Below are 12919 nucleotides of genomic sequence, written 5' to 3' on the forward strand. Positions count from 1 at the left end.
CGGCGGCATGGATTCAGCGACTTCCCCTAAAGGCGGGTCGGCATCACGCCTCAGGCTTGATGCCGCCAAGCATTTGACTCGGCGGCGCCCTACACGCTTGCCCGCGGTCTACCAGCGCCGCGGTTCGCCTATCCTTCCGCGTCCCCCCATCGCTCAAGCGCCGGCCGGTGGTACCGGAATATAAACCGGTTGTCCATCGACTACGCCTCTCGGCCTCGCCTTAGGTCCCGACTAACCCTGGGCGGATTAACCTTCCCCAGGAACCCTTGGGCTTTCGGCGGACGGGTTTCTCACCCGTCTCTCGCTACTCATGCCGGCATTCTCTCTTCCCTGCGGTCCATCGATTAATCCCTTACGGGAAGCCCTTTCGGGTCGACTTCGCCCCACAGGGAATGCTCCCCTACCCACCGCACCCCGGAGGGCGCAGTGCCGCAGCTTCGGCACCGGGCTTGAGCCCCGCTACATTATCGGCGCGAAACCACTTGACCAGTGAGCTATTACGCACTCTTTAAATGATGGCTGCTTCTAAGCCAACATCCTGGCTGTCTGTGCGGTTTCACATCCTTTCCCACTTAGCCCGGATTTGGGGGCCTTAGCTGGCGGTCTGGGCTGTTTCCCTCTCGACCATGGAGCTTATCCCCCACGGTCTGACTCCCGGGTTCTGGAGCCGTGGCATTCGGAGTTTGACTGGGTTTGGTAACCGGTGAAGGCCCCTAGTCCAATCAGTGCTCTACCACCACGGCTGAACACCCGAGGCTAGCCCAAAAGCTATTTCGGGGAGAACCAGCTATCTCCGAGTTTGATTGGCCTTTCACCCCTACCCACAGGTCATCCCCTCCGTTTTCAACCGAAGTGGGTTCGGTCCTCCACGAGGTCTTACCCTCGCTTCAACCTGCCCATGGGTAGATCACTCGGCTTCGGGTTTACGGCACGCAACTAAACGCCCTGTTCAGACTCGCTTTCGCTACGGCTCCGGGTCTTCCCCTTAACCTCGCTGCGTACCGGTAACTCGCCGGCTCATTCTACAAAAAGCACGCCATCACGGCACGAAGCCGCTCTGACGGTTTGTAGGCATACGGTTTCAGGTTCTATTTCACTCCCCTCCCGGGGTGCTTTTCACCTTTCCCTCACGGTACTAGTCCACTATCGGTCGCCAGGGAGTATTTAGCCTTGCGGGGTGGTGCCCGCTGATTCCGACGGGATTTCCCCGGTCCCGCCGTACTCAGGATCACCGCCGGGAGACCCGTCCCTTTCGCCTACGGGGCTGTTACCCTCTGTGGCGGGCCTTTCCAGAACCCTTCGACTAGAGACGGGTTTTGTAACTCCCTGGTGCCTCCGCAGCGACACCTGGCGGGTCCTACAACCCCCGACGGACAACGCCTGCGGGCTTATGCATCCGCCGGGTTTGGGCTGTTCCCGTTTCGCTCGCCGCTACTCAGGGAATCGCGGTTGCTTTCTTTTCCTCGGGGTACTTAGATGTTTCAGTTCCCCCGCTTGCCTCCACACGCCCTATGTGTTCAGGCGTGGGTACCGGCGCATTACCACCGGTGGGTTCCCCCATTCGGAGATCTCCGGATCAAAGCCTGTTCGGCGGCTCCCCGGAGCTTATCGCAGCCTACCACGTCCTTCATCGGCTCCTGGCGCCTAGGCATCCACCGTATGCCCTTAGTAGCTTGGTTAAAACAACCTCTTCGATCACTGTGCAGTTTTCAAGGTGCGATCACCAGTTGCTTGGGCGCACCTCAACGGCGCGCCCAAAGTCGAATCCTATCTTAATTATACGCCTAAGGTCAATAGGTGTCAGGGAGGTTTTTCCCCTTTTTATCCCCACCCCCTAGCTGCTCTGCTGTACCTTCATGAATCCGCCCACGATGGGGATCAGGGAGATGATGATCATGATGATCCATATCGCCCAGTTCATCTTCACGTAGTCCCAGTCGCCGGGGCGGATGACGAAGGCCAGCAGGGTGAAGAAGGTCCCCGCTATGGACCAGATGAGGTAGATGGGCCCCAGCGGAAGGTTGATGTCCACGAAACCGGCCATCTCGTTGGCGGCGAAGAAGCCGGCGAAGATGAGCAGCAGGAGGTAGATGATCATGGGCCAGTTCTGATAGCCTCCCCTGCCCGAGGCCCCAATGCCGAAGCCGAAGATCTCCACCTTATACCAGTGGAGGAAGCTGAAGATCAGGGCCAGTAGCGAACCTCCGGCAACCACAATGTCGGGGATGGGCAGCTTGGAGGTGTCCAGCTGCGGCCTCGGCCTTCCCATGGGGGCCTGGGGTGGCATCCCCGGCGGCGGTGGAGGCGGCTGCATCCCTCCGGGCGGTCCAGGCGGTTGTTGTACCATTTTCACGCTCCTTTCTTCCGACTCTTCCCAATACTCATAGATTGGCGTCTAACCATCTAAATCCTTTATTCGACAGCCGCAACTGAATTCCTTATCTAGCCATGCCCTTTTCCGGGGCCCGCAGGATGGGGCAATCTCCGAATCCGGCACAACGGTCATACGGTCCAGCCCGCCGCCGACACCCGCTCGAACCCATCCGGCATCATTCACCGGCGTAGCTCCTGCGTCGCCGGCTCGTACCGCGAATCCTCATCTGGCCTCCCTCCGCCCACGATCCTCTGGGGCAGGTTGTGGCTTTTTCTATTCTTCCACTGCGAGGCCCGCAGCAAACCCTCGGCTGGCCCAGGGACCTGCCCCATCCCCGGGCATGCCGGAAACCGGCCGTCTCTAATCGGCGGTCGATCGATTATCACAACCGGCCTTCAGGGCCTGGACAAAAGAAACGGCGCCTATGCGCCGTTCCTTCAAAACTAAACAGCGCCAGGGGAGAGAGGGATACGTTTGTGTCTCGTGCCCCGGGTTCCACCCGGGTGGCACTCCCTAGAAAGGAGGTGATCCAGCCGCACCTTCCGGTACGGCTACCTTGTTACGACTTCACCCCAATCGCCGACCCCACCTTCGACGGCTGCCTCCCTTGCGGGTTAGCTCACCGGCTTCGGGTGTTGCCGACTTTCGTGGTGTGACGGGCGGTGTGTACAAGGCCCGGGAACGTATTCACCGCGGCATTGCTGATCCGCGATTACTAGCGACTCCGACTTCATGGAGGCGAGTTGCAGCCTCCAATCCGAACTTAGACCGGCTTTTTGGGATTCGCTCCGCCTCGCGGCATCGCAGCCCTCTGTACCGGCCATTGTAGCACGTGTGCAGCCCAGGGCATAAGGGGCATGATGACTTGACGTCATCCCCACCTTCCTCCGGTTTGACACCGGCAGTCTCGCATGAGTGCCCGGCATTACCCGCTGGCAACATGCGACAGGGGTTGCGCTCGTTGCGGGACTTAACCCAACATCTCACGACACGAGCTGACGACAGCCATGCACCACCTGTGCACCCGTCCCGAAGGAGGGCCGTGTTTCCACGGCTTTCGAGTGCATGTCAAGCCCTGGTAAGGTTCTTCGCGTTGCGTCGAATTAAGCCACATGCTCCGCCGCTTGTGCGGGCCCCCGTCAATTCCTTTGAGTTTTAACCTTGCGGCCGTACTCCCCAGGCGGGGCACTTAATGCGTTAGCTTCGGCACGGAGGGAGTTGGTAACCCCCCACACCTAGTGCCCATCGTTTACGGCTGGGACTACCAGGGTATCTAATCCTGTTCGCTCCCCCAGCTTTCGCTCCTCAGCGTCAGTCGTGGCCCAGGAGGCCGCCTTCGCCACCGGTGTTCCTCCCGATATCTGCGCATTTCACCGCTACACCGGGAATTCCACCTCCCTCTACCAGACTCTAGCCCGCCAGTATCGAGTGCAGTTCCTCGGTTGAGCCGAGGGCTTTCACACCCGACTTAACGAACCGCCTACGAGCTCTTTACGCCCAGTAATTCCGGACAACGCTAGCCCCCTACGTCTTACCGCGGCTGCTGGCACGTAGTTAGCCGGGGCTTCCTACCGAGGTACCGTCACGGCACGAGGCCGCTTCGTCCCTCCTGACAGGACTTTACAACCCGAAGGCCTTCATCGTCCACGCGGCGTCGCTGCGTCAGGCTTTCGCCCATTGCGCAATATTCCTCACTGCTGCCTCCCGTAGGAGTCTGGGCCGTGTCTCAGTCCCAGTGTGGCCGGACACCCTCTCAGGCCGGCTACCCATCGTCGCCTTGGTGGGCCGTTACCCCACCAACTAGCTAATGGGCCGCGGGCCCATCCCGAAGCGGAAGGCCGAAGCCAACCTTTCTTCCCTCCACCATGCGGTGGTGGGAAGGTATCCGGTATTAGCCCCGGTTTCCCGGGGTTATCCCAGTCTTCGGGGTAGGTTGCCCACGTGTTACTCACCCGTTCGCCGCTAACCCGCCCCAACTCCGAGGAGCCGGGACAGGTCCGCTCGACTTGCATGTGTTAGGCACGCCGCCAGCGTTCGTCCTGAGCCAGGATCAAACTCTCCGACCAAAATGCAGTCCTTGCGGACTTACATGCGTCGAAGAACGTATCCGGGCTCCTTACCGGCCGCAGTCCGTCCGAGGACGGACCGGAACGGAATTCATGGGAGCACTCTCTCTCCACCTGAAACGCTGTTTAGTTTTCAAGGAACATGGCTCAGCGCCGTTTCAACAAGGCTACAAGGTAGCACTCTCGATTATCCCTGTCAATAAATGCGGATTAAAAATACCGCTCTTGGAGCGGCATCCGGCCTACTTTCGCTTCTCTTCTCTTCAAGCGTCCGGATTACCGCCTCCTTCATTTCAATCGGGTTCGTCCCCCGACGGCTCTCGCCGCAATTCTCATATTAGCACCGGGAGGGGTCGGTGTCAAACGGAATGCAGCTTCTTTTTACCGCTTTATCCTGCGAAAATGCCGCTTCCCTTTCTGGATGACCAGCCCGTCGAGATCCCTTGCCTGGACCTCGTATTCCTGGTCCAAGACCTCCCTCCCGTCCAGCTTCACGCCTCCCTGAACTATGAGCCTCCTCCCCTCGCTGGTGGAGGAGGCCAACCCGGCGAGGACCAGGAGGCGGGGCAGCCAGATCCGCCCTTCCACGAGCTCCCCGTCGGGGACGAAGACCTCGGGTATCTCCTCCGGCAACTCCCGCTCCACGAAGACGCGGTCGAAGGACCGCTCCGCCGCGTCGGCGGCTTCCTCCCCCCAGTACAGCCTCACCACCTCGCGGGCCAGGCGCCTCTTGGCCCTGGCCGGGTGGAGATCCCCGGATTCCAACTCGCGGAGGAGGGATTCCACCTCCGCGGGTTCGAGGGCGGTGGTGAGCCGGAAGTAATCCGGCATCAACCGGTCGTCAAGGGACATTAGCTTGCCGAACATCTCCTCCGGCGGATCGGTGAGGCCCACGTGGTTGCCCAGGCTCTTGGACATCTTCTTCTCCCCATCCAGGCCCACCAGGATGGGGAGGGTGAGCACGCTCTGGGGCTCCTGGCCCAACGCCCTCTGCAGCTCTCTTCCCGCCAGGAGGTTGAAGATCTGGTCGGTTCCTCCGATCTCCACGTCCGCACGGAGGGCCACCGAATCGTAGGCCTGCATCACCGGGTAGAGGAACTCGTGCAGCCCTATGGAGACGTTGTCCGCATATCGTCTGGCGAAGTCGTCCCTCTCCAGGAGCCTCGCCACGGTGAAGTGGGAGGTGAGGCGCAAAAGCTCCTCGAAGGTCAGGGGGGCCAACCAACGGCTGTTGTACTCGAGGACCGTGCGTTCCCGGTCCAGGATGCGGAAGGCCTGTTGGGCATAGGTCTCGGCATTGGCGCGCACCTCCTCGGCGGAGAGCTGGGGGCGGGTGACGTCGCGCTCCGAGGGGTCACCGACCCGAGCCGTGAAATCCCCGATGAGGAGTATGGCGGTATGCCCCAGGTCCTGGAACTGGCGGAGCTTGCGTAGAGGGACGGCATGGCCCAGGTGCAGGTCCGGCCGGGTGGGGTCCACCCCGAACTTCACGCGCAGAGGCCGTTCCTCGGCGATGGATCGCTCCACCTTGGCCCGCATATCCCCCTCCGGAAGGCAGTCCACCGCCCCGGAGAGGATGACCTCCATCTGGTAGTCCAGGTCCTTGACCAGTGCCATCACTCGCTCCTGTTTCCATCATCCGGGAACTCGTTCAGGACATAGAATATCAGCACCTCCTCCGCTTTGGGTAGTGCGCAAGCCACAACCGCGACCGCAGGGGAATGCCGAATATATCCCGTTCAAGCTCTCGCCGTGAACCGGATAAAGCATGGATCGACGGAGGCAACCCGAATGAAGGGGGCGAGGAATGAAGCAGATTGTCAAGAATGGCATGAACACGGACCTCTCGAATCGCGGACCTCTCGATGGGGAGGCGATCACAGGTCACGGAAGGTCGTCGGGAGACGAACGTGCTGTTTCGCCCACCAACTCCCAGGAATGAGGGATGCCCTCCCACCGCTGCGGAAGGGCCCTGAGGTTCCCGGACTCCCTTGGACGACGGAGGAAAACGGGCCGGCCTTCGGTTGGGGCAAGCGCACTCACCGGCTCGGAGGGCGTTGCATCTCCGACCCGTTACCGGGAAGGAGACCCCAAGCCTTCGTGACGACCGCGCTTGCGTGGCGCATCAGGAGTGCCAATACCCGCCTTTACCCGTCGGGGTCAAGAAGATCGACCTTGGTCGACACGGCCTTCCTCTCGCCGTGGGATGCGGCCAATGCAATGCCCTTCTCTCTCCTGAAGAGCGCCAGGAGAACGGTGACCGAAAGGAACGTCACGGCGAGGTAGATGAAATTTTCTCGGATAAAACCATAGAAATATCCCAGGTACGGGATGTGGAAGATGACCTTGTGCACCCTGTCGCCGTTTATGGAGAACTCGTTGGGGTCCTCCTCCTCGTTGGCGTCCCCCTTGGTGCGGAACATCATCGTGCCGTTCTCCTCCGCGACGCTTACCACGCGGTGGGTTATCTTCACGCCCTCGAGGTTGTTAAAGGCGATGATGTCCCCCACCTCTATCTCGCGCACGGGGACCATCTTACAAACGGTGATCCCCCCAACTTTTAGCGCAGGCTCCATGGACCCGGAGAGCACCGTGTAGGTCTGCAGCCCGAAGAGGGGGGCGACCATCAGGAAACTGGTGAGGAGGAGGATGCCGAACAGCGCCAGGGTGGCGGCCCATCCCAGCACCTTTGACAACTTCCGGACAAGCCTGTTCCGCGCCATCCCCTGCAACCTCGCCCATGCCTCGTTCACCATGCCCATCACCATCTTCCTCTGTGTCATCTTCCTCTGTGTCTTCCTCTGTGATTAGTATTGGTCTCCAACCCGGGTGGCGACCACCCGGGTTGGAGAGAGGGACAACGTGCCTTGCTAGGGTTCCTCAACCTCAGTCGGGGAGTTGCTGGAGCTGGAACTTCATGCTGAGCTTCACGACGTCGGTCATCGCCTGGCTGTCCGTGGAGGACTGCGGCCACCACCAGCCCTCGATTATGAAGTCGTAATCGTGCTGCGGAAGCATCTCGTCGACGTCATAGTGCGGCTGTATGTCCTTCAACAACCCCTCGTAGATGAGCTTCGGGCTCCCCCAGAGAGAGGACTTCAGCGTGAGCCTTATCTTGATGTGCTCGCCCAGCTCGCCCGCATCGGGGGTCGTGTCTCCTGCTTCCGCCTCGGGCTCGATGAGGCAATTCTCGTCCTCCGTGACCACTATGTCCGTCAGGTCGAGCTCGCCGCTCACGCATCCCTCGTTAGTGAGGCAATAGGTGTAACCAAAACAGGGGCCCTCATCGCCGGGCTTCAGGCATTTCTCGATAATGATGTCGATGGGCCTGTCTCCGCCGTTCACCTTGAGGTCGAGCTTACCGGCCTTCCAGGTGGTCGAGGCCGCCTCGGTGTCCTGGAACTGCGCGTGCACTCCCAGTCCCACCATGGTCGTCGCCAGGGCGATGACCACTCCGATCAGGAGTACCTTCTTCATCCTTTCCTCCTTTCCGCCGCTCGATGTATTCCCCCATGAATCGAGCGCTTTCCATCCTCTCGACAACCGCAACGGCGCCACGCTTTCTGCTGGGTCTTTCGTCTCATCACCTCCTTTCGCCACGCTACCGGCGCCGTGATGCGAAACGGCGTGGGATGTTCGACCTCTGGCCTCGAGGGGCCGTTAGCACAGCGCGTCGCCCCCTAGCCACTTCTCCCACAAACCGTGTTCCAAAAAGGAAAGCGGGTACACGAAAGGCCTAGCCGGGCTCACCATGTGCTCTTCCTGCCTTGCTCACACCGTGCGACGTGTACCCGCTTTCCGTCACCCCCTCTCCTCAGATCACCTTCACATACCCGATGCAATAAATGACGTGGTCCCGGTAATCGGTGATCTCGAGCTTGTAGACCCCGGGTGCGAGGTCCAGGAGGTTGAACCCACAACGCACTTGGGTTTCGGAAAGAACGGCAAAGGACACGCTCCAGGCGGTATATCCGCTTCTCGTCAGCCTGGCCTGCCAGCCGGTCCGGAAGACCCCTCCCTCGATCAGCAGCTCCACGGAGAGCGCCGCGTTGACCACGGAAGGGGTCACCTTGAAGCCCCCGATGCCACCCGGGGTCGGCTCGTCGCCGCGCGGCTTTTGGTCCTGCCCCCCGTTCGGCGGGCTCGCGTCGTCTACAGGGCCTTCCCATGGGGGCCGGTCCGGTGACGCGGGGGTGCCGTTACCGCCTGACGGCGCAGTCCGTGCCGGGTCGCCGGGGGTGGGCGACACGGCGCCGCCCCCGCCCCCCTTCCCCTCCCTTCCCGGTGAGGCCGCACCCCCACCTCCCGAGTCCGGCACGAGGACGGTGAGGCATGAGGGAAGGGACGCCTCTTTCCCTTCGGGCGTTCGCAGGGTCAGGGTGAAGACTCCCGCTCCCACATCCCTTAAATCGAAGGTGCAGAGAAACCGGCCGTCGCTCAGCGCCCTCATCTGCGAGGGCTGGAGCGAAGCCACCTCGTTCCACATGGAGATCGCGAAACCCTGACCCGGGTTGTTGCTGCAGGTAACGACAACCTCGGCGAAGGTTCCCGCGTAAAGCGTCAAGGGTTCCACGAAAAGCAGAACGGGCGCATCCTCATTCAAGACGCCGGGCATTTCCACGCCCTGGATGCTGATCACGGCCACGAGTTCCTCCGTGTCGCTCCAGAGGGCCATGGTGGGCGCCAGTCTCTCCGTATAGGCAAGGGATGCCGTCAAAGCGAAAAGCAGCGCCAGGAGGGTGCAACCGATCGTCTTGCGCCCGTTGAGGAACGTCTCCTCCCAGCCCACGTCGGAAAACGTATGGCTCTTCTTCCGCCGCGCAAGCGTTTTTCCAGAGGAGGACTTCACGTCTTACCACCTTCCCCTTTTGAGACGTATGTATTAAAATAAAAATGGGTGCACTAAAGGCCTAGCCGGGCTCATGGTGTGCCTAGGGGCAGTGGCAGCTGCCCCTCCTTTTTAATCGATCACCCCGAAGAATATCTCCCCTCTTTTCATCCCCACACCCTAACGCGATCTTTTAAAGCCTTTTCACCCCCATAAGCCGCTTAATAATTTATAAAACCGACCAGAACGTCTCCCGTTCAGGCCGGTTTCACCACTAGCTCCTCCCGGTTCAGGTGACCAGACTTCAAACCGGGGTTCACAGCTTCCTAACGCTAACTGGTCAAGAAAGATGGAAGATGCTTTTCGTTGATGCCCCTTTCGCCCGAAGTTCAGCCTACAATTGTGATGAAATTTTTACATATTTTCCATAAATTATCAAGCATAACAAGCATATGGGCATTTTCATACTTGGATTTCGATCTTCCTGAGCGGTGAAATTCCATCTCTTTTAACCCAGCGCGGCGACCGTAAGCCGGCACGGCTCGGGCAAGCCTCTCGTTCCATACCTCCCTTTTCTTCTTTTCGTCCTCGATTTACGAAGGATTCTCCATGCCATTTAAAAATATGTCTCGGGCGAGACCTCGCATGGTTCCGGAAATCCTGCTCCTGCCGGGCACCTCGCCTTTCGGTCGTCTCTTCCGCTGCTCGAGGGATGGTGCCCGGTCGGTGGCGTTTCCTGTCCCCTGGGAAGCGGGCTCCACACTGAGGTAGGTCGCCTCCGGGCAAGTCACGGAAGCGGTGAATGGGGCCGGGAACGGGAGGCGAACCGGATGCCCGTCTTTTTCCGGGTCGCCCCGGTTTACTTATATCCCACTTGGAACCTAGAACCCTCCTCGCAGCACCTGCACCTCATTCCCCGCGATCGTCTCCCGGGAAGGGAAGGATAGAAAGCCGGCAGTGGAGAAGTCCGATTAGCGAAAAGAAGATGGCCGGGAACGCCTGAGAGCGCCGTGAGAGGGTGGAGGATGCGCCGACCTGGGAACCCCGGCCTGCTTCCCACTGTCTATTCATAAGGGTAGCATAAGGGTAGAATCGAGGCAGGACCGGGTCGTCAAGAGGTAGTGCCATGCGAGTATTCCTGCGCATATCGCTGATCGTCTTCCTGTGTCTGGTCCTGCTTGCCGGAGGTTTCCTGGCCTGGTTCTATACCGGCGTGGGCCTTCCCAGTCTCTCCCAGCTGGAGAAGCACCGCATGGACCAGACCTCCAAGATACTGGCCGCCGACGGCACGGTCATCGCCGAACTGCACGGGGAACAGCACCGCGAAAAGATATCCCTGGACCAGATATCGCCTTACCTGCGCCAGGCGGTCATCGCCATCGAGGACGAACGCTTCTACTCCCACAGCGGTGTGGACTGGAAGGCCATCGCCCGTGCCTTCTGGACCAACGTGGTACAGGGAAAGGTGGTGCAGGGCGCCTCCACCATCACCCAGCAGTACGTGAAGAACACCCTCACCGGTAAGGAGAGGACCTACTGGCGCAAGGTGGAGGAGGCCAGCCTGGCCAACAAGCTGGAGAGGAAGTACTCCAAGGACAAGATACTCGAGCTCTATCTCAACGACGTCTATTTCGGACAGGGATGCTACGGGGTGAAGACCGCCTCCCAGACCTTCTTCGGGAAGCAACCCTCGGAGCTCTCCTTGGAGGAGGCCGCCCTCCTGGCGGCGGTGATCCGCATCCCCAACTATTACTCCCCCTACACCAACGCCGAAGGAGCTATGCGCCGGCGCAACCTGGTCCTGGACAAGATGGCCGAGCTGGGATTCATAACCCAGGAGGAGGCCGATCAGGCGAAGCAAAAACCGGTGGTCGTGCAGCCCATCCCCGAGGAAGCCCCCAGCCAGGTGGCTCCTTATTTTGTGGAATATGTAAAAAAATACCTCTACAACGTCTTCGCCTCCGACCATGAACTGCGCTCCCGATTCGGGGACCTCTCGCCGGACGACATAATCTTCCGGGGGGGGCTGCGGGTCTATACCACGCTGGACCTCAACATGCAGCGCTATGCCGAGGAGGCCATCGCCACCACGCTGGACCGCCCGGGCGACCCCAGCGCCGCCCTGTGTGCCGTGGACCCCCGCACGGGAGAGATCAAGGCCATGGTGGGCGGCAGGGACTTCACCAAGCTGCAATACAACATCGCCGCCCAGGGAGGAAGGCAGCCCGGTTCGGCCTTCAAGGTATTCGTGCTCACCACGGCCATCAGCAACGGCATCTCCCCCTACAAGACCTACGACTCCTCTCCCACCACCCTGGTCTTCCCCGACGGGACGAAGTGGAAGGTGAACAACTGCGAGGGGTCGAGTTACGGGAGCATAAACGTCTACACCGCCACCGTTCGCTCGGTCAACGTGGTCTTCGCCAGGCTCATAAAGGATGTCGGGCCGCAGAGAGTGGCTCAGATGGCCAAGGCCATGGGTATAACCTCCCCGGTGGACCCTTATCCCGCCATTGCCCTGGGGGCGCTGACCAACGGGGTGAACCCCCTGGAGATGGCCAGCGCCTTCGGCACATTGGCCGCCAACGGGGTACACTACGAGCCCATCTGCGTGACCAAGGTCACCGACGCCGACGGGGAGGTCATCCTTGAGAACCGCCCCAAGGGCAAGCGGGTGGTGCGAGAGGACGTGGCCGCGGTGGTCAACTCCATCCTCCAGGATGCCGTGAAGCACGGGACGGGAAGGGCGGCACGCCTGGACCGCCCCCAGGCGGGCAAGACGGGGACCACGGACAATTACGCCGACGCCTGGTTCTGCGGGTACACACCCGATCTCTCCGCCGCGGTGTGGGTGGGTTATCCCCAGGGGCTCATCCCCATGCGCAGCGTCCACGGCATAACCGTGTACGGGGGTACCTTCCCGGCCCAGATCTGGAGGAAGTTCATGCTCAAGGCCCTGGAGGGAGTCCCCCCTACCGATTTCCCCAAAGCGGAGTTCGGCGAGGAGGACGAGGAGGAGATGGTAACGGTCACCGTGTGCACGGAGAGTCAGCTCCTGGCCACCCCCTATTGCCCGCACACGGAGACCAGGACCTACCGGCGCGGCGAACAGCCCACCGACTACTGCCACATCCACACCGAGGGCCAGAAGGTGGCCGTCCCGGCGGTGACGGGCATGGAGGAGAGCGTGGCGGCGGCCGCCATCCGTGGGGCGGGCCTGGTGCCCAACGTGACCTACGTCAACTCCACCGTCGTTCCTGCGGGGATGGTTGTGGGGCAGAACCCGCTGGCGGGGACCATGGTCAGCCCGGGCTCCACGGTGACCATATCCGTGAGCAGGGGTCCCTCTCCGCAGGGCGTGGTGCCGAACGTCCTGTACATGACCGAGACGGCAGCCAAGGAGAAACTGGTGTCCGCAGGGTTCACCTACAAGGTCGTGTATCAAACCGACCCCGAACACGTAGGGATCGTGACCTACCAGTTCCCCGCCGGGGGCTCATCGGCCCCCGCAGGTTCGCTGGTCATCATCACCATTGGTAAGAGCGGCTGAATCGCCCTCCCCTTGGTAACTTTTACCATATTACCGTTCTCGCGAGGGGCCCCGAGCAAGCCAATCCGCTGAACCGCGAAAAGGTCCTCGGGGTAGGATTG

At 60.9% G+C, this 12919-nt stretch carries 6 protein-coding genes, 2 rRNA genes and 1 riboswitch (1 of these 9 cut by a window edge); of the genes, 1 reads left to right on the forward strand and 7 read right to left on the reverse strand.

The window, feature by feature from the left end; genetic code table 11:
- The 7 genes from H7007_RS05910 to H7007_RS05940 form a co-directional block, all read right to left on the reverse strand.
- Window positions 1-1679, reverse strand: a 23S ribosomal RNA gene (locus H7007_RS05910) (it extends 1344 nt beyond the left edge of the window).
- Window positions 1680-1834: 155 nt separating this feature from the next.
- Window positions 1835-2347 (reverse strand): hypothetical protein, encoded by a 513-nt coding sequence (locus H7007_RS05915; protein ID WP_287153852.1) that lies wholly within the window; start codon window positions 2345-2347, stop codon window positions 1835-1837.
- Between the two features lie 544 nt (window positions 2348-2891).
- Window positions 2892-4440, reverse strand: a 16S ribosomal RNA gene (locus H7007_RS05920).
- Together the 16S and 23S rRNA genes form the textbook arrangement of a ribosomal RNA operon.
- A gap of 381 nt (window positions 4441-4821) precedes the next feature.
- The gene (gene tyrS / locus H7007_RS05925) at window positions 4822-6057 is read right to left on the reverse strand and encodes a tyrosine--tRNA ligase (protein WP_287153853.1); all 1236 of its coding nucleotides are present in this window, start codon (window positions 6055-6057) and stop codon (window positions 4822-4824) included.
- 530 nt (window positions 6058-6587) lie between these two features.
- Window positions 6588-7223 carry a signal peptidase I gene (locus tag H7007_RS05930; RefSeq protein ID WP_287153855.1) on the reverse strand — a complete coding sequence of 212 codons (636 nt, stop codon included), beginning with the start codon at window positions 7221-7223 and terminating at the stop codon, window positions 6588-6590.
- Window positions 7224-7326: 103 nt separating this feature from the next.
- Window positions 7327-7917, reverse strand: coding sequence for a TasA family protein (locus H7007_RS05935; protein ID WP_287153858.1), 591 nt, complete (start codon window positions 7915-7917; stop codon window positions 7327-7329).
- A 337-nt stretch (window positions 7918-8254) separates the two neighbouring features.
- Window positions 8255-9289, reverse strand: a complete 1035-nt coding sequence (locus H7007_RS05940; RefSeq protein WP_287153860.1) for a hypothetical protein — start codon at window positions 9287-9289, stop codon at window positions 8255-8257.
- Window positions 9290-9519: 230 nt separating this feature from the next.
- Window positions 9520-9603: riboswitch (cyclic di-GMP riboswitch) on the reverse strand.
- A gap of 791 nt (window positions 9604-10394) precedes the next feature.
- Between H7007_RS05940 and H7007_RS05945 the strand changes: the two genes are divergently transcribed.
- On the forward strand, window positions 10395-12818 hold the full coding sequence (locus tag H7007_RS05945; RefSeq protein WP_287153862.1) for a PBP1A family penicillin-binding protein: 2424 nt from the start codon (window positions 10395-10397) through the stop codon (window positions 12816-12818).
- The last annotated feature ends 101 nt before the right edge of the window (window positions 12819-12919 follow it).

Origin of the sequence: Candidatus Solincola tengchongensis (assembly GCF_015711935.1) — a bacterium.
Lineage (GTDB): Bacteria > Actinomycetota > Geothermincolia > Geothermincolales > RBG-13-55-18 > Solincola_A > Solincola_A tengchongensis.

Coding starts and splice junctions, on each gene's coding strand:
- H7007_RS05915 (WP_287153852.1), bottom strand. CDS start 2,347: ATGGTACAACAACCGCCTGGACCGCCCGGAGGGATGCAGCCGCCTCCA.
- H7007_RS05930 (WP_287153855.1), bottom strand. CDS start 7,223: ATGACACAGAGGAAGATGGTGATGGGCATGGTGAACGAGGCATGGGCG.
- H7007_RS05935 (WP_287153858.1), bottom strand. CDS start 7,917: ATGAAGAAGGTACTCCTGATCGGAGTGGTCATCGCCCTGGCGACGACC.
- tyrS (WP_287153853.1), bottom strand. CDS start 6,057: ATGGCACTGGTCAAGGACCTGGACTACCAGATGGAGGTCATCCTCTCC.
- H7007_RS05945 (WP_287153862.1), top strand. CDS start 10,395: ATGCGAGTATTCCTGCGCATATCGCTGATCGTCTTCCTGTGTCTGGTC.